Source organism: Candidatus Omnitrophota bacterium (genome assembly GCA_028717245.1).
In the GTDB taxonomy this organism is placed as follows: Bacteria; Omnitrophota; Gorgyraeia; order Gygaellales; family Profunditerraquicolaceae; genus JAGUYA01.
This window is the reverse complement of record JAQUOD010000001.1, coordinates 22,384-42,767: the sequence shown is the minus strand read 5'-3', so window position 1 is coordinate 42,767 and position 20,384 is coordinate 22,384. Positions and strand designations below refer to the sequence as shown.

At 42.4% G+C, this 20,384-nt stretch carries 26 protein-coding genes and 1 tRNA gene; 13 read left to right on the top strand and 14 right to left on the bottom strand.

Features of this window, described 5'->3' with window-relative positions; all coding sequences use genetic code 11:
- Position 1 precedes the first annotated feature (1 nt).
- The 13 genes from PHV44_00235 (at position 2) to PHV44_00175 (ending at position 8,289) form a co-directional block, all read left to right on the top strand.
- On the top strand, positions 2-502 hold the full coding sequence (locus PHV44_00235; GenBank protein MDD5591709.1) for a DUF2062 domain-containing protein: 501 nt from the start codon (positions 2-4) through the stop codon (positions 500-502).
- Positions 468-698, top strand: a complete 231-nt coding sequence (locus PHV44_00230) for an NIL domain-containing protein (GenBank protein MDD5591708.1) — start codon at positions 468-470, stop codon at positions 696-698. The genes PHV44_00235 and PHV44_00230 overlap by 35 nt, the downstream gene beginning before the upstream one ends.
- Positions 682-1,434: a DUF3108 domain-containing protein gene (locus PHV44_00225; protein MDD5591707.1), complete on the top strand. Its 753-nt coding sequence runs from the start codon at positions 682-684 to the stop codon at positions 1,432-1,434. Before PHV44_00230 ends, PHV44_00225 begins: the two co-directional genes overlap by 17 nt.
- 67 nt (positions 1,435-1,501) lie before the next feature.
- On the top strand, positions 1,502-1,921 hold the full coding sequence (locus PHV44_00220; protein ID MDD5591706.1) for a peptide chain release factor-like protein: 420 nt from the start codon (positions 1,502-1,504) through the stop codon (positions 1,919-1,921).
- A gap of 33 nt (positions 1,922-1,954) precedes the next feature.
- Positions 1,955-3,442: a radical SAM protein gene (locus PHV44_00215; protein MDD5591705.1), complete on the top strand. Its 1,488-nt coding sequence runs from the start codon at positions 1,955-1,957 to the stop codon at positions 3,440-3,442.
- Positions 3,443-3,498: 56 nt separating this feature from the next.
- The gene (locus PHV44_00210; protein MDD5591704.1) at positions 3,499-3,654 is read left to right on the top strand and encodes a hypothetical protein; all 156 of its coding nucleotides are present in this window, start codon (positions 3,499-3,501) and stop codon (positions 3,652-3,654) included.
- A gap of 9 nt (positions 3,655-3,663) precedes the next feature.
- The gene (locus PHV44_00205; protein ID MDD5591703.1) at positions 3,664-3,831 is read left to right on the top strand and encodes a DNA-directed RNA polymerase; all 168 of its coding nucleotides are present in this window, start codon (positions 3,664-3,666) and stop codon (positions 3,829-3,831) included.
- A 346-nt stretch (positions 3,832-4,177) separates the two neighbouring features.
- Entirely contained in the window at positions 4,178-4,519 is a 342-nt protein-coding gene (locus tag PHV44_00200; protein MDD5591702.1) for a toxin, read from the top strand.
- Positions 4,488-4,724, top strand: a complete 237-nt coding sequence (locus PHV44_00195) for a CopG family antitoxin (protein ID MDD5591701.1) — start codon at positions 4,488-4,490, stop codon at positions 4,722-4,724. The genes PHV44_00200 and PHV44_00195 overlap by 32 nt, the downstream gene beginning before the upstream one ends.
- An 8-nt stretch (positions 4,725-4,732) precedes the next feature.
- Complete coding sequence (locus PHV44_00190; GenBank protein MDD5591700.1) at positions 4,733-5,479, top strand: class I SAM-dependent methyltransferase; 747 nt, start codon at positions 4,733-4,735, stop codon at positions 5,477-5,479.
- A 186-nt stretch (positions 5,480-5,665) separates the two neighbouring features.
- Positions 5,666-6,412, top strand: coding sequence for a hypothetical protein (locus tag PHV44_00185; protein ID MDD5591699.1), 747 nt, complete (start codon positions 5,666-5,668; stop codon positions 6,410-6,412).
- 135 nt (positions 6,413-6,547) lie between these two features.
- A complete protein-coding gene (locus tag PHV44_00180; protein ID MDD5591698.1) occupies positions 6,548-7,234 on the top strand; it encodes a hypothetical protein in 687 nt (228 codons plus the stop codon).
- Between the two features lie 206 nt (positions 7,235-7,440).
- The gene (locus PHV44_00175; GenBank protein MDD5591697.1) at positions 7,441-8,289 is read left to right on the top strand and encodes a radical SAM protein; all 849 of its coding nucleotides are present in this window, start codon (positions 7,441-7,443) and stop codon (positions 8,287-8,289) included.
- A 264-nt stretch (positions 8,290-8,553) separates the two neighbouring features.
- Here the strand turns inward: PHV44_00175 and PHV44_00170 are convergent, their stop codons facing one another.
- The 14 genes from PHV44_00170 to PHV44_00105 all read right to left on the bottom strand — a co-directional run bounded on the left by PHV44_00170 (position 8,554) and on the right by PHV44_00105 (position 20,363).
- Positions 8,554-8,862 carry a DUF134 domain-containing protein gene (locus PHV44_00170; GenBank protein ID MDD5591696.1) on the bottom strand — a complete coding sequence of 103 codons (309 nt, stop codon included), beginning with the start codon at positions 8,860-8,862 and terminating at the stop codon, positions 8,554-8,556.
- A 154-nt stretch (positions 8,863-9,016) separates the two neighbouring features.
- Positions 9,017-9,205: a hypothetical protein gene (locus PHV44_00165; GenBank protein MDD5591695.1), complete on the bottom strand. Its 189-nt coding sequence runs from the start codon at positions 9,203-9,205 to the stop codon at positions 9,017-9,019.
- A 22-nt stretch (positions 9,206-9,227) separates the two neighbouring features.
- Complete coding sequence (locus PHV44_00160; protein ID MDD5591694.1) at positions 9,228-9,410, bottom strand: SAP domain-containing protein; 183 nt, start codon at positions 9,408-9,410, stop codon at positions 9,228-9,230.
- A 107-nt stretch (positions 9,411-9,517) separates the two neighbouring features.
- The gene (locus PHV44_00155) at positions 9,518-9,913 is read right to left on the bottom strand and encodes a hypothetical protein (protein MDD5591693.1); all 396 of its coding nucleotides are present in this window, start codon (positions 9,911-9,913) and stop codon (positions 9,518-9,520) included.
- Between the two features lie 33 nt (positions 9,914-9,946).
- The gene (locus PHV44_00150; GenBank protein MDD5591692.1) at positions 9,947-11,041 is read right to left on the bottom strand and encodes an AAA family ATPase; all 1,095 of its coding nucleotides are present in this window, start codon (positions 11,039-11,041) and stop codon (positions 9,947-9,949) included.
- A 19-nt stretch (positions 11,042-11,060) separates the two neighbouring features.
- Positions 11,061-11,618 carry a hypothetical protein gene (locus PHV44_00145; protein MDD5591691.1) on the bottom strand — a complete coding sequence of 186 codons (558 nt, stop codon included), beginning with the start codon at positions 11,616-11,618 and terminating at the stop codon, positions 11,061-11,063.
- 470 nt (positions 11,619-12,088) lie between these two features.
- Positions 12,089-13,639, bottom strand: coding sequence for a glycoside hydrolase family 57 protein (locus PHV44_00140; protein ID MDD5591690.1), 1,551 nt, complete (start codon positions 13,637-13,639; stop codon positions 12,089-12,091).
- Between the two features lie 98 nt (positions 13,640-13,737).
- The gene (locus PHV44_00135; protein ID MDD5591689.1) at positions 13,738-15,312 is read right to left on the bottom strand and encodes an alginate export family protein; all 1,575 of its coding nucleotides are present in this window, start codon (positions 15,310-15,312) and stop codon (positions 13,738-13,740) included.
- Positions 15,313-15,645: 333 nt separating this feature from the next.
- Positions 15,646-17,610, bottom strand: coding sequence for a tetratricopeptide repeat protein (locus PHV44_00130; GenBank protein MDD5591688.1), 1,965 nt, complete (start codon positions 17,608-17,610; stop codon positions 15,646-15,648).
- An 85-nt stretch (positions 17,611-17,695) separates the two neighbouring features.
- Entirely contained in the window at positions 17,696-18,166 is a 471-nt protein-coding gene (locus tag PHV44_00125) for a hypothetical protein (protein ID MDD5591687.1), read from the bottom strand.
- Positions 18,163-18,816, bottom strand: a complete 654-nt coding sequence (locus PHV44_00120; GenBank protein ID MDD5591686.1) for a histidinol phosphate phosphatase domain-containing protein — start codon at positions 18,814-18,816, stop codon at positions 18,163-18,165. The genes PHV44_00125 and PHV44_00120 overlap by 4 nt, the downstream gene beginning before the upstream one ends.
- A 65-nt stretch (positions 18,817-18,881) precedes the next feature.
- Positions 18,882-18,958, bottom strand: a tRNA-Arg gene (locus PHV44_00115).
- Positions 18,959-19,023: 65 nt separating this feature from the next.
- Positions 19,024-19,536, bottom strand: a complete 513-nt coding sequence (locus PHV44_00110) for an adenine phosphoribosyltransferase (GenBank protein MDD5591685.1) — start codon at positions 19,534-19,536, stop codon at positions 19,024-19,026.
- Positions 19,537-19,544: 8 nt separating this feature from the next.
- The gene (locus PHV44_00105) at positions 19,545-20,363 is read right to left on the bottom strand and encodes an RNA polymerase sigma factor RpoD/SigA (protein ID MDD5591684.1); all 819 of its coding nucleotides are present in this window, start codon (positions 20,361-20,363) and stop codon (positions 19,545-19,547) included.
- Positions 20,364-20,384: the final 21 nt, after the last annotated feature.

Here is a 20,384-nt window from a genome sequence, read left to right as displayed (position 1 = left end):
AATGGAAGATAGGAGTTGGGTTAACCGAATTTCGCGCTTCTTAAAATTTATTTATATAAAACTCTTCCGCATACATGATACGCCGCAGAGGATAGCCCTGGGGTTGGGCCTGGGTGTTTTTTTAGGGATACTGCCCGGCACAGGGCCTATTGCCGCTATCTGCGCGGCCTTATTATTCAAAGTCAACCGCGCGGCTAGTTTATTAGGCAGCCTCCTGACTAATACCTGGTTAAGTTTTGTCACATTTATCTTGTCAATCAAGATAGGTTCGGGTATAATGGGATTAGATTGGCAAAAGGCCCATAAGGACTTAATAGAGTTTCTAAAAAGTTTCCGGGCCGTAGATTTATTGCAGGTATCTACCCTGAAAATCATTCAGTCGCTGCTAATAGGTTATTTTATAGTGGCATTTTGTTTGGGGGCGCTGACTTATTTAATAACCCTAACCATTATCAAAAAGGTAAAACATGAAAATAAAAGCCGAATTAACTTTTCCTCTTGAGTTAAAAGACGAACCCATCATTTGTAATCTCTGCAAACAATTCGATATTATTGTAAAGATCCTGGAGGCATCATTCTCCACTGATACGGGCTGGGCAATATTGATTGTTGAAGGCCAGGAAGCGGAACTGGATAGGGCCTTTAAATATTTAAAAGACTGGAACATAGAAATAGAAAGTATTGAAAAGAACCCGTAAGAAATTTTTAAATACCCTGCTTTTATGCCTTTTTACTGCTTTTCTCCTGGGGGCCTTTAGTTCTATCCTCTCCCTAAAAGCCAAAGATAAATCCGCAGGTAATCGTCGTATCGGACAATCTAAATATAGCGGGGAAAAAATTACCTATGATGTCATGCTGGGCAAGGTGCGTTTAGGCCGGATGCGTTTTTCCAATATCGGCAATGCCCCCTTAGAAGGCAGAATTTTAAACCTCATGGTCATGGAAACTAAATTAACCCACTTTAGCGATACGGAAAGAATTTATAGCGACCCGCAAACTCTCTTACCGGTAAAGGTAGAGCGGGATATCATGAACATATTTACGCATGAAAAAATTAACGAGCACTATGACCAAACTAACTTTACGGTTACTATCATTAAGAAGAAAGGGATGAAAAAACAGGAGCGGCTCATTATCAAAAAAGACGACCTTATCCATAATGCCGCGCTCCTGCCGTATTATGTACGCCATACCCCTAATTTGGATGTGGGAAGAGTAATTATTGCTAACCTGCCTACCCGGAGGTTAGAAATAGAGTTGGTTTCCGAAGAAGAGCTAACTGTCCCTGCCGGCACTTTTAAGGCATATCATTTTAGCAGTACCCCCAGGCAAATCGATATCTGGATTAGCGCAGATAGCCGCCGCATCCCCCTAAAAATCCAGACCAGCGGCGCCCTGGGCTATTCCATGGTCATGAAAGAGTATAGTCCCTAGGGACTGTCCCCGCATATATCGAACTAGATAGAAACCAAGGGGACTGTCCCTAACATTAGGAATTAAAATGGAATCCAGTATCAGTGAAACTAAGCAAAAGGCATTAAGCGAAAGGATGCAAAAACTGGGCATCCGCGAGCAGGACATAGAAGAGAAATTCATCCGTTCAGGAGGTAAGGGGGGCCAAAACGTCAACAAGGTATCCACCTGCGTTTATTTGAAGCATATACCCACCGGCATAGAGGTAAAATGCCAACAGGAGCGGTATCAGGGTTTGAATAGGTTTCTGGCCAGAAGGATACTAGTTAATAAAATCGAGACGCTTAGGCTAGGTGAGCTATCAGAAGAAAGAAAGCGCATCGCCAAGATAAGAAAGCAGAAGCGCCGGCGCTCTAAACGGGCAAAGGAAAAGATATTACGGCTTAAGAGGGAACGGGCCGAGAAGAAAGAGATGCGTTCCTTCCGCCCCAAGATAGACGAATTTTAATTAACTAAGGAGAGACAGGCCAAAGTGGCCTTAATGAAAATATTACTTTCTTCGATCTGCCTGGAAAACGGCACTGACATTCAGCTGGCCCTTTATTATTTAAAGGGTTATCTTCTAAGGATCAGGCCATCATCTGACGTAACCATACGGGTTTTTAACGAAAACCAGCATATACCCGCCATCATAAAAAAGATCCTTGAACTCAAACCCCGCCTGATCGGTTTTTCCTGCTATCTCTGGAACATCAATAAAATTTTAAATATCTGCCGCCGCTTAAAAGAGATAAACTCAGGGATAAAGATTGTTTTAGGCGGCCCGGAAGTGAGCCCGCGCGCAGAAGAAATATTGGCTAAAGAAAAGGCGATTGATGCAGTAGTAAGGGGCGAGGGCGAGGAGAGCTTCGCGCAATTAGCCGTCCAGGCGAGGCGCTCTATAACCACAAATCTATCCGGCATTAAAGGGATTTCATTTCGTAAAGGTACAAAGATAATCCGTAATCCGGATAGGCCGCTCTTACGCAATGTCGGCCGAATCCCTTCGCCGTATCTCTCTCGCTTGGTAGACCTCAAAGACAAAAATATTGTAGATGTGCCCTTGGAAACCATGCGCGGATGCGCTTCCCGCTGCCACTATTGCTATTATCATAAGAATTTTCCTGTGGCGAGGTATTTTTCTCTTAGCCGGGTAGAGAAGGAGTTAAAGTTTATTCTCTCGCATAAGCCTCACGAGGTATACCTGATGGACCCTACCTTTAATTCCAACCCCCAAAGGGCAAAAAAGATCCTTAAGATTTTTATCAGATATAACGAAGGGGCTAACTTGCACGTGGAGTTAAAGGCAGAGCTGGTTGATAAAGAGATGGCCCGGCTTTTATCAGAGGCCAATGCCTATAATATAGAAATCGGTATCCAGAGTACAAATCCCAAAACCCTAAAAGCGATCAACCGCAGATTTAATAAAGAAAAGTTTATTAAGGGTATCCGCTACTTAAATAAATTTAAGCTTTACTATGAGATACAGCTTATTGATGCGCTCCCTCATCAGAGCTACGAGAGCCTGATGAAATCTTTGGACTGGCTTTACTCGATGCGCCCGGCAAAAGTGGCGATCTTCCGCCTGGCTATGCTTCCCGGAACAACATTACGGGATAGGGCTGCAAGCTTTGGTATTAAATATGATCAAAGTGCTCCGTATTCTGCCTATAAAAGTAATGCTATGACTGATACGCAAGTAAAGAATGTCGAAAAGTTGTCTTATGCCATGGATCGGCTTTATGACAGCCAGGTCTTCCAGAAAACACTCTATACTTTTAAGACAAAGGCAGGGGTAAAAATCTCTACGATACTACAGGACTGGGTGGCCTGGGAGAGCCGTTTTAAAAGGCGGCCTGCGGATTACCCGGAATTCCTAAATAAAAAATCTCCTGTGTTTCTGAAGTACCTCTGCCGCAAACACTCTAAATCCTATCTTTATGAGGAGCTTTTGCCGGGATTAGTTAAAGGGTTGTGTTTTGCCTCATAATAAATAGCTTGTAAAAAGCGGCGGTTTGACGTAAAATTATATTCAGGGAGGATACTGTGGCTAGAGAAAATTATTCATATAAAAAGTATCAGAAAGAACAGGCCAGGAAAAAGAAGGCAGAGGAAAAGAGACAAAGAAAATTGGAGAAAAAAGTGAGGGAGTCCGCGCCTGATTCTGGGCAGGCCTCCAATGACCAGGTCACCTTAGAATAAGGAGGAAACATGGCATATCGAGAAGGCGGTGGTGGTGGATTTGGCGGGCCACGGGAGATGCACAAGGCTGTTTGTTCGGAGTGCAAAAAAGAGTGCGAAGTCCCGTTTAAACCCAGAGAAGATCGTCCGATATACTGCAAGGATTGTTATTCAAAGCGTAAGAACGAAGGCCGCTAAAAGAAGAGAGGTACGATAAAAATAGCGCTGATTCCGAAGTAGGATCAGCGCTATTTTTATGCCCTAAGGGGTTAAAATTGTTTTTTGGCCGGTCAGGCGTTTTTGATAAAGGTACGTTTCAGGGTATCTCCGAGGCGGCGTGGCTATACTTATCGGAATAAAGCTCTCCTTTTTCGGTAACGTGATACCCGGGCGTATTCTGGGCGAGTCCCCTTAAGGGAGAGAACTTCTCAATTCTTAGCTTATTACAGGCGATAGAATCAACCCCGATCTTCCTACTCCCCTAAAAAGTCCCTGTTAGATTCCGCTCCTTTCTACGTCTATTATAAGTAGAAGGGGGGAGGACATGAATAAAAAAGAACTTGACAAACCGCAGGAAAGTAATACAATTGTATATACAATATCATGGAATCCGGAAAAAAGTAAACGAGTGAAGCGCACAAGGGGAGTTTCGTTCGAAGAAATTATACACGCTAAATTTCTGGGCATCCATGAGCATCCATCCCGGAATAATCAATGGGTTTTAGCTTATAAATATAAAGGCTATGCCTGGGCAGTGCCGTTTGTATTTGAAACCAAAGGCATATTTTTAAAAACAATCTATCCTAGCCGGAAAGTAAAGAAAATTTATCAAAAAAGGAGAAATAATGAGGAGAATGAAACTAACAAAACAAGAGCAGTGGATTGAAGACCATCTAGAGGAATATGTTCCCGTAACAGGGAAAGAATATGACGCAATCGTAGAAGCCCTTGAACGCAAAAAGAAAGATACCGTCTTAAATATGCGCGTGAACAGCTATGATTTAAAGCATATCAAGCAAAAAGCGCGAGAATTAGGAGTTAAATACCAAACCCTCATTTCCGAAATGCTGCATAAACTGGCCAGCGCATAGACCGCCCAATGGACAAACTTTTCTACGAAATATTTGAGGCCTTGCCCAGGCAGGGGCCGGGTGATGAGCTCTCCACTCAAAAGGCCTTTCAAAAGCTTAGCGAATTGCCTAAGCACCCCGAAATCCTGGATGTAGGCTGCGGCGCGGGCAAACAGACTCTTGTTCTGGCCAAGTTAACCTCCGGCAACATTACCGCCCTGGATAACCATCCGCCCTTTATCGAAGCCCTTAAGCGCAACCTTGGCCAAGCCGGCTATCCGGACAGGATCAAATGTGTCGTAGGCGACATGGCCGCGATGGATTTTAAAGAGGCGAGTTTTGACTTAATCTGGTCCGAGGGGTCTGTCTTTATCATGGGGTTTGCCAAGGGGCTTGCCTACTGGAAAAAATTCCTGCGGCCTAATGGCTACTTAGTGGTAAGTGATTTAGTCTGGTTTAAACAAGACGCGCCGCAGGAAGTAAGGGACTTCTTCGCCAAAGTAGATCCGAATATTAAATATTACAAAGATATCTATCCGCTCATTGATTCGGCAGGATATAAGCTCATCGATTATTTCCCCTTGCCGGATGAATCCTGGTGGACGGGTTACTATACCCCGCTAGAGAAGGTGCTTGCCGAGAAGAAGATTAAATATAGAGGCGACCCGGCTACCCAGGCCATCTTTGACCCCTTAGAGCTAGAAATAGAAATGTACAAGAAATACTGCGCCTACTACGGCTACGGCTTCTATATTATGCAGAACCGCCCCTATTGACAAAGCTCCTATTAGGCGTAGAATAATGAAGGGACTGACCCTAAGGTGTATATTAGAAACCAAGGTGTCTGTCCCTAAACGTAGACTTGGCTAAAATGGACCCAAAAGCAACTAATAATTAAAGGCAACTCTCCAAGATAGAAGGGGGGTTGCCTTTTTTCTTGAGTAGGGGAGGAGTGCAATAAAATGAATGTGGCACAGGCCGTAGAAATCTCTAAACAATTTGTTCTATTACTTACAAAACCTTGGATGGGCTCGCTTATTATGATAATTGGAATCGCTGTTGGATTAATTACAATCATAGTAATGTGGCAACTTGCGCAAAAACAAATAAAACAAATAAGAAAAATAGAAGAAGACAAAAGGCTTATTGGAGTTGAGTCTCTGATTTATGAATTGGAACAAAATAAGAATTGGGTTCACCAATTCATTCATGATTATGCTGTAGGTGGTCATAAAGGGAAAATAGATAAAAATACATTTATATATAGTTGGGTTTGGAATCCACCGCAATTAATAGCTTATGAAAATTATTTTACCATTGCTTGTGGTTATGATAAAGAGCTTGCAATAAAAATAATAAATTTATATTCACGCTTAGAAAGCTGCAAAGTTATAGTACATTTCATCCACGAATTGCTTATTAATAATGCTGGGGAGAAAATAATAAGATATAATAATGGGTTGAAAGATATATGTTCTGAAATCCGCAATTCTTTTGATGAGCCCATTACAAAACTAAAGTCTATTGTGCAACGGAATAATTCTATGGAGCCAGCGGTTAGAGATTTATTAGCTTTAGGCTCTACGGGTGGCGATTCACAGATAGCAACGAGTTCTAGCGGGACGTATGGGGAGCTCCAGATTATCAGAATAAAAAAAGAGAGGCCTCTTCTAATAAAGAAGATTAGTAAAAAACAATTAATGGGTTAATAAGTTCAGAATTATTTTTGAAAAATAAATCCGACTCTATTTTTCATTCCCGATGACTATCCCTGAAGAAATCTAAAAAATCTCTGTTAGATTTTGCCATTTATTACGTCTATTATAGTAAAAAGGCAAAAACCCATGAGTAATCTTAAAGAAAAAAAGTTACTAAGAATTATGGAGAATAGCCGGTTACTTTCTACCTACAATAGAGATGTAACCTTAGATGTATTTTATGATGCGATAAAGATGTTTTATTATAAGCAGAAGCATAGAAATAAACTACAGCTTAAACATAAAGAAATAGCCCAATGTCTAAATTTGATATACTATCATCACCAGAAAGATAATTTAATAATAGCGCAGGGCAACTTGTTAGAAAATTTTGGAAGAAAGATTGAAGAAAAGGAAGCGCTCGATTACTATGATAAAAAAGTGATGGGTAAGGTCAAAGATTCTTTAGGTGAAGAAATAACTATTGATGAGCTGGGGATGGATTTTTTATATGATGGCCACGAGATGAAACCAGATAATTTTCTTGAACCACGAGCAAAACGTCTTCCCTGGATTCATTATACTCTTGAAAATAGTAGAGAAATTTATGAAAAACAGGAACGTAATAGCGTAAAATATTTATACGTGTCTCACTTTGAATATCCAGTACATATAACAGAGGCGTATTATCGAACCTTTTTCCTCGTAATTATTATTAAGAGGAAAGACGGCTCGCTAGGATTCTTAACAGCATTTTCGGTTGATAGATATAATCAATTTTTAAGTAAACTCGAGTCGTGGAGAATTCCGTGTTTCCGTAAAGCGGTTACTTAAATTTCTTGACAAGAGCTTTATTTGTGATAAACTTTAGTTAGAGTTGAGACGCAGGAGGGCTTAGCACCTAATTTAGCTGGCGAAATTAGGTTTTACGGTCCCTGCCTTGCGCCAGCAAAAGAAAAATCAAAGCCCGTACTTAAGGAGAGTGCGGGCTTTTTATTATTTACTATTAAGGTAAAAGGTCTCCATAAGTTTCTCTTTTTATGCTCAAAATCCGCGAAATTACCTGCAAAACCCTCCTGAATAAGTCCAACCTAAGCGATTTTACCCTGAACTGCTACGTAGGCTGTAGCCACAGATGCCTGTATTGCTATGCCCGATATATGAAAAAGTTCAAGGATAGGCCTGAAGACTGGGGCGATTTTGTGGATGTTAAGGTAAACGCGCCCGAAGTTTTGGCTAAACAACTACGAAAAATCAGGCCTCCGAAAGAGGTTTCCTTCGCTACGCTCAGGACGCCTCGGAAAGCACCGGATAAAATCGAGGTGTTTATGAGCTCTATCTGTGATGGCTGGCAGCCGCTGGAGGCAAAATATAAACTCTCCCGGGCATGCCTTAAGCTACTTTTGGAAGCCGGTTTTGAGGTTTCTATCCTGACTAAGAGCAGCTTGATTGAGCGCGATTTTGATATTTTAAGCAACTATAAAACCCCTAGTTTAGGCATGACCATGACCACACTGAATCTAGGCCTACAAAAAGCCTTAGAACCTTATGCTTCAGAAACCCGGGAGCGCCTAAATACCCTCAAAAAAGCCCAGAGTAAAGGTATAAAAACCTGGGTATTTTTAGGGCCGCTAATCCCGGAATTTAGCGATACCAGAGCCAATCTGGAAGGCCTTTTTAGGGCCCTAGAGGGCTTAAATTTAAGCCAAGTCTACGTAGATAAGCTCAATCCACGTTGGGGTGTCCTAAATAGCCTAAAGAGGGGATTAGGAGGGAGGTTTTATTTTAATCTTGCCAAATATGCCGAATATTCCCGCCAGCTCAAGGAAAAAACCGTTGAATACGCCCGCCAATCTGGCCTGTCAAATAAGCTCACGTTTTGTTTTTAAATGTCAAAGATAAAAGAGATAAGTAAGCCCAAGTAAATCAAATCTGGCTTATCCACAGGAAAATCCCAAAATTTGTAACTCTTTACGCTCCAATATGTTAAATCAATTCTCTCAATATGCTCAAGTTAACATAAGATATATTATAGGAAGTTAGCAATATAGCTCTTTTTATCTTGTTTGTAAGAATAATCTTGGGACAGGTACAATCTTGAATTCGCACCAGGTGCCCGATTAGATTTGCACCTGGTGCGGTTTTGGTAGGGATTATTTGGCTGAACTAATAATGTAGGTTCCTCCCTGGATCTTGATAATTTTGCCGCCTATCAGGCCGCTGGCTAAGGACTTGCGCGCCCTTTTCAGGATACGGCTAAAGGTCTGCTGGGAGATATGCATGGATTTAGCTGCCTCTTTCTGGCTTAAACCCAGGTAATCCGCCAGGCGCACTGCCTCAAATTCATCCATAGTTAAATCTACCTCATCCGGCCGGCCTGGCCTGCCCCTTGGGCTAAACTGGTTTATTCTGGGGTCAACCCGCACTATCCTGTATTTCTTAGGCCTTCCGCGCCTCTTCATGCTTATTTACCTGATTTTACCTACTTTTAACGCCCTATTTATTATGAGTACATAACCATAAATAGCTAATAAAAAAATAACTCTAGCGATGATCGCTAAAAAGTCATTATAATAGGGCGTATAGATAACCTCTGGAAAATAAAAAAAGAGGGTTTTAAATTTCGGTTTCTTTTACCAGTTTACGATAATACTCTACGCATCTATGGCAGGTCTTGCCGCGTTCTTTCCATTCAGGATGGTCACGCTGGATCAAAGCCAAGAGATATTCTTCTGCCTTTATATGCGCGAGGCTGGCGAAATCATCAATCTCCCTGTCGCAAATCTGACACTTATATTTAGCCATGGGCTTTCTTTTTAACCCTTTCTTACTTTAAGCAATCGGCTCTCCAACAGCAGGCTAATTGATCGCAACCACGCTTAGCCGTAGCGAAACAGTCAAAATTGCCTTCCTTACGCTGAATTGTCTTAATCAAATCTTTCTTGGAATATTTCCAGGTATCCTTTACCCCCAGGCCCCTGGCCTTCTTTTCAATTTCTATAAGCCGCATGACCCCCCTCCCTCCTCCTTGTATTATTACGTCTGTATCAAAGTGTCAGGTGTCAAAGAAAAAACCTTGATACTATGATACATTGATACTTTGATACCATTTCCGCTTTATAGTTTATAGACTACATCGTGCTGCCTGACGCGGGATTCCACTAAAAGGCCGATCTCCTGGCCCTTTTTGGCATCACTTACTACTACATGGTCAATCTGCATAGAAGTAACTACCTGCTGTAAATCGGTAGTATGGCCTTTAATTTTAATGGCATCGCCTGTTGCTAAAGGCGCCTTTAGTTTTATTACCGCTGCCCTGACATGAGGAAAATAATGCGTTATTTCTCCGATAACATTCTCTTTCAGCTTCTTAACCGCTTTTACTTTTGAAACGGATTTTTTCTTAGAGGCCTTCTTTTTAAGAATCCTTTTCTTTGCAGGCTTTCTTTTCAGTACCTTTTTCTTCGTAACTTTTCCTTTCACCGTTGCTTTCTTTTTCTTCTTCTTCGCCATTTTTACACCCCCTTTTTATACGCTTTTCCTGCCTTACCAGGACTTTATCTCTAAAAGGGAATTTAACTCCCCGTACGGATTCGTTTCCCGTGTAGGGTTATTGAAATCCTCAACCCACTTGCCGTCTATAACAAAACGGTAATGATAACGGCCGGAATTAAGGAATATTTTTCTGCTCCAGGTGCCCTCGCGATTAACCATACGGCTATTCTCGTCCATTTTCCAGTTATTAAAATCTCCAGCCACATAGACCTCTTTGGCCTCAGGGGCGAACACGGAGAAAACGATCTCGGTAAACTTGGGCATCTGTTCCTTCAAAACTTCCTTCATCCTTTCTTTTAGATTCACCTGGGGTTTCGGATTTAAAGGTGTTGTTTCCTGGGTAATGATCTCCCGCGAAAGGCTGAAATAATCTTTTGTCCCGCGGCAATACTTATCGTAATTGATGATATGAGTACCCTCATTCTGCGCTTCCTTAAGTTTTACATTGACGTGGATGATATTGCTAAAAAGCTTATCCTTGAAAGTGGATTTTATTTTATCCAGCATCTTAAAAGAATGCCTCAGGCGCGAATCAAAGTTAGTAACCAGGATCTTAAAGTCCACGCTATGATTAAGGCGCTCTTTCACCAGATTCATAATATCACTGAGCTGGCTTAGGCCCTCTAAGGAAAACCTGCTCGCCTCAACAGGGATGATGATTTCGTGGGTAGCCCGGATGGCATTTATAGTCAGAATCCCCAGGTTCGGAGGACAGTCAATTAAAATATAATCGTAATTACCCTTGAAATTAGTCAAGACCTCCCAGAGCCTGGATTCCCTGCCGATTTCACCGGCTAATTCCTGCTCTAAGGTGCTTAAGACAATGCCCGATGGGGCGATATCAAAATTAACCCCTACGGCCTGGATGATATCTTTCAGCCCTGCTTTTTTATTAGTCAATTTGGAGAGGACATTGTAAATAGTCAAGCTTGTTTTGATGTTTAAACCTGAAGTCGCATGCGCCTGCGGGTCTAAATCTACCAACAAAACCCTTCTATTGTTACTGGCCAAAGATGCCGCTAAATTTATGGCTGTGGTAGTCTTTCCGCAGCCGCCCTTCTGGTTAGTGATAGAGATAATCCGCATAGGCCTTGCCTCCTTTTTCTTAGCGTAGAAACCTTATATTATCCAGATAAACTATTCCCTTTTTTCCTTTTGCGTTCCATTCTTCAACAATAAAAGAAAGATTCACCATTTCAGACCAAGCGCTTATATTTTTAAATTCGGATAAGTTAATCTTATAATCCTGCCATCTATGCGGTATATTTTTTATATACAGCTCGGATTTTTCCCGGAATATATTAGTAAGCTCTATCCGTAACGAAAGGTTATCGCGGTAATCGGTCCTTTTGACGGCGAACGCCAGTGTCTTGAATTTCGCCAGGTTCAGCTTATTTAAATTGATGGAATATATTTCTTTTTTAGCGGGATCAAAATGAAAGTTCACCTTCACAGGGTCAAAACAAAGCACAAGCGCCGTATCGGATTTAAGGTTGCGGTTACGGTTTATATAGGCAAAGAGAAAACCTACGCCGATTATGATAAAACTCGCCAGGAATATTCTTGGGAAAAATTGGGGATGGGTGTGTATACTTCTTCGTTTCTTTGAAGAGGCATCCAAGTAGATATGCGCCAGGTGTTCGTAAATGTCTTTTTTCTTCATCTCTAAGTCTTTTTTTATAACACAAAACCCCTTGTCTGTCAATAGTTTTAAGCTATAACGCTGTAAATTATTCTTACTTCCGAAGTAGTGGGTCCTGTCAAGGCTATTTTCTCACAGCACCGCTCGAAATTCCCCACCGAGGAATTTCTCGCTTGGAGTTTGTGCTCACTCTCACCGATATCTCTAGTTAGCGGGTGAACCCTGGCCGTTCGCACAAACTACATGCTGTTCGAAAACAGCCTTGCCACCCACTAAACCGTAAGATTAATTTACAATTTACGCGGTACATAAGATTTCCGGCTTTTGCTGAAGCGTGCATAAGAAAATCTTTGGCAGGAGTGCACAAGGATTTACGAGTTGCTGGAGTGCTGCCTGCCTTGCGTAAGTCAACTGGCGGAAGCAACGAGTAAACCGTAGTGCACGGCAAAGATTTTCAGCACGCGGAAGCGAAAGACGGAAATCGAGTTAAATTATATCGGCGAGTTTAAGTATTCGGGGATGGGTTTGTCGATGATATTATAAAAGTTGCGCAGGTGCATGCGAAAGAGCCGGTCAAAATCAGCCTGGTCCTCGCCATACCACCAAAACCAGTCGCTACCCTCGGCAATATACATCTGCTTATACGCTAATTCTAGCTTGGAATCCGGGATCTGAGATTTAGAATCCTCCAGTTCTTTTCTTGCCTTAGCCAGATACTCCCAGGCCCTATTCTTGGAAGGATTACCGATCCACTTGCCAAAATCGGAAAATATCCACGAACCGCTGGCTAAACGCTTGATTTCTAAATTCGCCGTGTGCGTCTTTAAATATTCGGCGATAGTAACTGTCTTGATAATTTTAGATTCGGATAATCTTTGATAAAGAAGGCCTAAGAAATCATGCCCGTCGTTGGGATAATACTCCCAGGCATTCTCACCATCCATCGCTATAGTTACCAAAATATCTTCATCCTTAAAAGCGCCGGCAATATTTTGCAAGTGTTGCATGAGGTCGGAAACCGCATCTTCGGTCTTTAAACGGTAATAAACAAACCCGATTAAATCCGAAAGATTACGGTCACGGAAAATAATATTTAGATTGCCGTCTTTTCTTTTTATAAAATGCGGCTGGTATAAAAGCCGGGTGCCCCGTTTTTTTTTCTTCAGGGACTTGAATAATAGCCCCTCGTCGGTAACTATCCATTTTATGCCTGCCTGAATGATAAGCGGCAAGATGTGTTCGCTTACCGCTTCTTCAGACGGCCACATGCCCTGCGGCGGAATCCCGAATCTCTCTTGGTAAAACTTCACTGCCTCATCTATTTGCGCGCGGGCGTCATCAGGATAAGCAAAATTCAAATGCGGCAGGCTGGTGCGGCAATTTGCCTCCTTGCCGATTTTAGTATTATAAAGTAAAGGCAATATGGGATGGTAATAAGGGTTTAGCGTAACCTCAATCTGGCCTTTGGCCATAAATTCTTTATAGGTTGGCAGGATATCCGCTAATATCTCTATTTGTTTTTCTAAAACCACCTGTTTTTCTTCTTCGCTAAAGAACCTGCCTTTAGAGACGATATTTTTTAATTCCGGAAAGTTCTGCCTAAAATAAGGATCGATCCAGGCTAAATTAAACCAGACCTGTAAATCCAGATAATCCTGCTGGCTAAACTCCCTCCCCCCCTCTTTCTGCAGGTAGAGCTGGTAATAGCGCGGATGAACAGAAACCACGTGTTCCTTATTAATCATAAAAAATTTCTCTAAAATAAATTTCTTTTCTTCGGAGGTCAATTTTGCCGCGGGCCTATAAGAAAGTTCTAAAAACTTATCTTTTATGTTCTTGTTGGCATAATCTTCTATCTGCTCACCCAAAGACGGCACCAGGTTAAAGGTCTGATGGATGAGCGGATATTGCTCCAGAATCTTGACCATATCCAGATAATCCTTGGTGCCGTGTAGGCGCACCCAGGGTAGGTCTGTCTCCTGGGTAAGGAGGTTTTTATAATAGGGTTGGTGCATGTGGAAGATGAAGGCTAAATAGAGCATGTTGGTATTAGGTGTTTGGTGTTAGGTCTTAGGTACAATAAAAAAGCCCCTGGAGGAACTATGCCCCCAAGGGCTTTTTTATTTCTACATAAGTTGTCTTAGAAGGTAACCTTCATTGAACCGATTAACTCGGCAGCATTAGCTTTATTATCTTTGGTAGCGATATGGTCAGCATCACGGATATTCTTACCGACAAAGAAAACACCACCTAAGAGAGAGAATTGCACGTCTTCGGTATAATCATAGGTTAAGGTGGCGTCTACTTCTGAGCCGATATAGTTGCCATCCAACAAATAGAACTGCCTACCGCTGTCACCTGCAGTTCCGCTAGCAGCAGCATAACCGGACAAGATAGCTTTCCTGTGATTATCACCACCGGGATAACTCTTGGCAAACCAGGCGCCTACATAATCAAGTTTTGCTCCGATATCATCAGTGAGCTTGGCCTTAGCAGATAAGCCCGCCTTATGCATGTTAGTATCGGCAAAAATACCATTCATGACTTGACCGATAGTCTGGTTTTCAAACATGGGATCCCAACCTTTATACGATCTCTTAGTAGTCTGATCTCTGTCTGCACCGGAAAGATAGGTGTAAGAAGCGCTGATGCTGGGGCTATATTTGGAAAGCATAGCTATATCTTTCAAATCATAGCTTCCCATTAACTGGGCAGCCCAGGCATTACGGCTAACAGTTTGTGCCTTCACAAAGCTAGCAGCATCGTATCTGGCATTGGGGTCAAACTTGGGATTGTACCTACCAAACTGCCAGGCTATCTGACCATCAAGGGTAAGGTTCTTTACAGTCTTATCCACTGCGCGCACGCCAAGGGTATTGACTATATCTGACCTATCCTTATAATTTTGGTTGTCAAGGCCTGCGCCAACGGCAGCTCCGGTCCAACCAGTGTTGTCAGCTGCATCAACGTTATAGACTGCCGGGGTATTGCTTCCCTTCATTTTAGAGAAGAAAAAACCCTCAATGGTTGTATTGTTGTTCAAGGCATAGCTGGCATTGATACCGGCAAGGTCAGTATTAGCGTGCAGATTAGCCGCGCCTGCTTCTGTCCTGGCATAGACTAAATCCACTACTATCGGATTATAATCTAAGGTAGCGCGCAGGGCATCAAAAGATTTGCGGGCGCTTAAATCGCCTTCGGATAGGGCAGTGCGAAGAGAATAACCATTGGTATCCGGGTCACCCACAATCAGGTCATTGCCAAAATGGAGTTCCTGACGGCCGATGGACAAGGAAAGAGGCGAATAAAGGAACTCTTTTAAGGTAACATAGGCTAAATCCAGGTCTATTTCATTGGCTTCAGCAGCAGTGTTTGAAGCAGTCAAGCCGATGTTCCTGTTGGCTTGGCCTTCAGATCTGCTTTCACCATTCCACGGTCTTTCATTCAGTAATCTTACTGTAGCAGAAACATTATCCGTTAAATCAGCATCCACGCGCACTCTGGTAATAGAGAGAATGTCTCTATCCTTATCCTCGAAATTAGAATTAATTATCGCATTTCCAGATAGAGATTTGGCTAAATCATAGTTATCACGGCCAACTGCTGAAACGGTAATGTCACCGCTTACTTTCACATTCTGGACTTCGGCGTATGCGGCAAAAGTGATGCCGACTACAAACGCGAGAGCCAGAATCAAGATTAAGCGTTTACTCATTTTGTTTATCCTCCTTTAAGGAATTTAAAATATATTTATTGAACTAGGTTTTTAATGTGTTTCCTAGAGAATTTCTATATATGTATATCACTGGATTTTCCCTGACTTTAGGCCTTTTTTGGGCTTCACCTCCTTTGCGCCTGGAATTAAAGTCATATCCAATGGTATAACCTAATTTATCCTTTTTTTACCACATAACCCCTTATTTGTCAAGTGTTTTTTGTAGCGGTTAGGTAAGCTAAGGCGGGGCTTTAACGGGTCCTGTCTTGGGTATTTTTTCGCCGCACGCCGCGGCTCTAAAACACCCAAGCCACCCGTTAAAGATGCTTTTACTTACTTAACCGGCTTTTCGGATTTCTTAGGCTTAGGCGATTTTCTATAAGGTTGTAGCTGCTTTAAAAAATCAGGATTAACCTTATAGCCAAGCTCGGCTGCCTGATCGCAATGCTTGGCTGCCAGGCCATATTGCTTTTTATAGTAATAATATGCCACGGCCAGGTTATTATGCGCGTCCGCAAGGCAGGGGTTAGTCTCTATGGCTTTTTTAAAGGCGGCAATCGCCTCCTCTTTCTTTTCCATTGCCGTATATAACAGAATGCCCAAACGGTTATAGGCCTCGGCATAATCGGGTTTAAGTTTTATTGCTTGCGTGTATAAGGTTAATGCTTCTTTGAGATTGCCTGCTTCGTAATAAACATCGCCCAAGCCAGTATACGCCAAGAGATAGCCCGGGTTAATTTCTATCGTTTTCTGATAAGCGGGGATTGCCTCCCTGGGCCTACCCATAGCCGCATAGGCGCTACCTAAGTTATAATAAGCATCGGCGTAGTCGGGTTTAATTTCAATTGCCTTCTTATAAAGAATTATGGCTTCGTCTGTCCTGCCGGTTTCCTTATAAACGTTAGCAAGATTATTGTATGCCTTGGCATGGCCAGGGTCAATTTCTATCGCTTTTTTGTATAAGGATACGGCTTCTTCGGGGTTGCCGATATCTGAATAGAGGGCGCCAAGATTATTATATGCGCCGATATGGTTTGGATTATTTTTTATAGCGCTATCATACGAGGCCATAGCTTCTCTATATTTACCGATATCGCGCAAGGCATTACCGAGATTATAAAGAGCCCTGGCGCTATGCGGGGCATACTTTAAGGTCCGTTCATAAAAAATAACGGGGTCCCTCCAGTAACTATTCTGCCGGACAGTAAGAAACGAATAGAAGAGCAATACGGATATCAAGAGGAATATTGTGAAACTTTTTAACCCCTTTGTTCTATATAAACATGCTAGCCCGTATGCCAAAACGAGAAAAAAGCCTGCTGAGGCCAGGTATAGCCAGTGTTCGGACATATAGGCATTGACAGGGAAAATATTGGACTGGGGAAATAAAAAGATAAAAAACCAAAATATAGAAAAAGATATCAAGGCGTTATTCCTTCTCTTTAAAAAAGCTAACGCCATAAAAAAAATAAAAATCGCAGCCCCCAATATTGCCTTTGGATGCATAGGGCTAAACACCGTATTGCCGTATTCCATATGCAGGTTGAAAGGCAGAAAAAGGAACCTAATATAATTGGCCAGGGCTACAAAAACGCCGGGTAACCTCTGCCATAGGCTGGTTAAGATCAGCGCCTTAGGGGGCATTAAAGCGCTAAGGACCGTTAAGCGTATTAAGATATAGAGAAAAGTAACGGCCAAAATTGGCAAAAATCTCTTGAATTTATACTCTGTTCTAAAAACATAGTGATAGGAAACAAGCATTAGCGGCAATATCAAGGCGTATTCCTTGGATAAAATAGCTAATATGTAGGCTAATAAAACAATAATGTATCTGCCTGTTGCATTCTTAGGATTAGATTTTATATAGAAGATAAAACTCAAAAGCAGAAATAAAGCGGCCAAAGAATCCGCCCTGCCTGAAACATAAGAAACTGCTTCGGTATGAAGGGGGAAAGCTACAAATAAGCTGCTGGCAATAAAAGATATAACCTTATCCGCAAAAAGGGTATTGCAGAGCCAGTAAAAAGCCAGTGCTGCCAAAATATGCAATACGATATTAGTAAAGTGGTACCCTTTCAGGTTTAACTTCCATAACGAATAATCCAGCATATATGTCAGCGTCTGGACCGGACGGTAAGAATAATATATATTTTCCGCACCCGCTCCTATATCTTTTGTAAAAATTTCTTTGATATTTACCAAATTCCTTATATAAGTGTTATCTTTTACTAGAAATTCATCATCCCAAATGAACTTCTTGGATAAGGAATTGCTATAGATAGTAAGACCAAGAGCCATTATTAAAATAACATGGAGAAATGCGGTAATCTTTTTGGCGGGCATTATGGATAGGCAAAAAACTTCCCTCTTTTACGTACCTTGCTTATTTTACGGGCCTCTCGGATTTTTTGGGTTTAGCTTCGGATTTCGGGCCTAAGGCGATGGTCACCGTAATATTATTGCCTTTGGCTAATATACGGATAATGCAGCTTTCTGCCTCCCGTTCAAAATTCAGGAGCCGCTCGCCGTACTCTATGGTATTCAGCAGGTTCCAGTTATAAAGCGGCATCTGGTCCTTGTAGAAATTCACCACTTGCTCTACGTCTGCCTTGCCGTGGTATTTCAATATGGCCACGCGTATGCCGCCGCTCTCAAAAGAATAAGAGTCCTGGGGCGATAACCTAAAACCTACGGGAGCAGGGAGATCGCTGAATTTTAATGCTGCCTGGGGTTCTAATAAAGCCTCGTCTTTTGGTACATTATCTTTCTTGGAAAGCCCGGCACAACCCACTAACGCTATAACGCTATAACCCAATAACGCAATAACGAACATGCTAGTTATTTTATTTTTCACTTTACCCCCTTTCCTTTTAAAAAGCCTTTTACATCCTGATAAATATGCTCTATCTCTTTCCGGCTTAAGCCGGCATACCGGCCGACTTTTATCAATTGCTCTGCGGAAATAATATCTTCCGGCAGGTGGCTGTCCGTATCCAAAATTAATCTTGCCCCTGCTTTTAAGGCCTGTTCTACTACATGCGGGTTAGTATCGCGGTGGCCCTTACGGCTGGTTATCTCCAGAAATATGCCTTTTTTCTTGGCGAGTTTTACTTCTGCGTCGGCAATTAAACCCGGATGAGCCAGAATATCAATATCCGCTTCTAAGGCAGCGCGGTTGGTCCCTTTAATCACCGGCTCAACCAGGGTCTCGCCGTGGCCGACAATAACTTTTACACCTTTACTCCTGGCATATTTGGCCAAGGGTTTAAATTGTATTGGCGGGATGTGAGTCAGTTCTACGCCGGGCAGGATTTTTAATTGAGAATCCCGCGGCCAACGCTGAATAAATCTCAAGATTGAATCAATCACAAAATCTATATTGCTGTAATCAGCGTGGTCAGTAATGGCAATTACCTTATACCCTGCGGATAAATAGCGCACCGCTACCTCTGAAGGAAGCAGGGCCCCATCGCTTAATAATGAATGGCAATGCAGATTGTACATATTTCTTTAGGGACAGTCCCCTTGGTATCCTTTGAATTAGCTATCTACGGGGACAGTCCCTTTTTTGGTGCCCCTGGCAGGAATCGAACCTGCCACGCGCAGTTTAGGAAACTGCTGCTCTATCCTTATGAGCTACAGGGGCATAGTTTAGTCGTTAGTTGTTAGTCTTTAGTCGTTAGTTAATTAATCTGATAAGTGACGACTAAATCAATATTTAAGCAGCGAATAAACCGGATAACCCTTTAATTTATCCCTGCCTTTTAAATCTACCAGCTCAATTAAAAAGGCAATGCCCGCGATTTTACCCTGCAGTTGTTTAACTAACTCCGTCACCGCTTTTACTGTGCCGCCTGTAGCTAAAAGGTCATCTACGATCAAAACCCTCTCTCCCTTTTTGATAGCATCACGATGCATCTCTAAGGTATCGGTGCCGTATTCTAAGGAATAGCTTGCGGAATTGGTCTTCCAGGGGAGTTTACCGGGTTTACGCACCGGCACAAAACCCACGCCTAATTTATGCGCCACTACGCCCCCGAAGATAAATCCCCTTGCTTCTACTGCCGCTACTTTATCTATCTTCTTACTTTTATATTTAGCGGCTAAAGAATCAACTGCCAAACAAAAGGCCTTTTTATCGTTAAGCAGCGTAGTGATATCATAGAAAAGTATTCCGGCCCTGGGAAAATCCGGGACGTTACGGATGCATTTTTTCAAGTTTATTTTTTTGCTCATAATTCTTTCTCCTGTTGCTGGATGAACCGCTTTAATTTTTTTCGGGCCTCTTCCTCTATTTGCCTGACCCTTTCGCGGGAGACCCCTAATTTTCTGGCTACTTCTGCCAGTGTCTGCCTCTTACCGTCTATTAAGCCAAAACGCAGTTCCAGGACTTCTCTCTCCCTTTTATTGGTCACCACGCCTAAAAGGTTACGTATTCTTTCTTTATCCAGGAAATGTTCAATCCCCGAATCCGGGGATACGGCATTCTGGTCCTCTAACAGATCCGAAAACTGGCCTTCTCCTTCTTCTCCTACGGGCGCCTCCAGAGAAGAAGTGGTGGCGGAGAGCCAGAAATTTATCTGCTCTACCTTATCCTTGGAGAGCTTAATCCTTTTGGCAATCTCCGCGTCGGTAGGTATACGTTTTAGTTTCTGGGATAACCGCTCGCTGGTTTTTTTCCATTTGGCAATCATTTCATTCATATAAACAGGTATGCGGATGATCTTGCCCTGTTCCATAATCGAGCGCATAATCGCCTGTTTAATCCACCAGGCAGCATAAGTAGAAAAACGAAAACCCTTACGCGGATTAAATTTGTCCACTGCCTTCATCAGGCCGAGATTGCCTTCTTCAATCAAATCTAAAAACGGCGTGCCCAGATACATGTATCTTTTGGCGATGTTAATCACCAGGCGCAGGTTGGCGCGGATCATGGCCTTGCGCGCCTGCTCATCGCCTTTTTTTATCCGCCGGCTCAATTTTATTTCTTCCTCGGCAGTCAATAAAGGTATGACCCTGATTTCCTTAAGGTAAGTTTTTAAGGCTTCCATTGTTTTTTGGCGTCAGAGTGT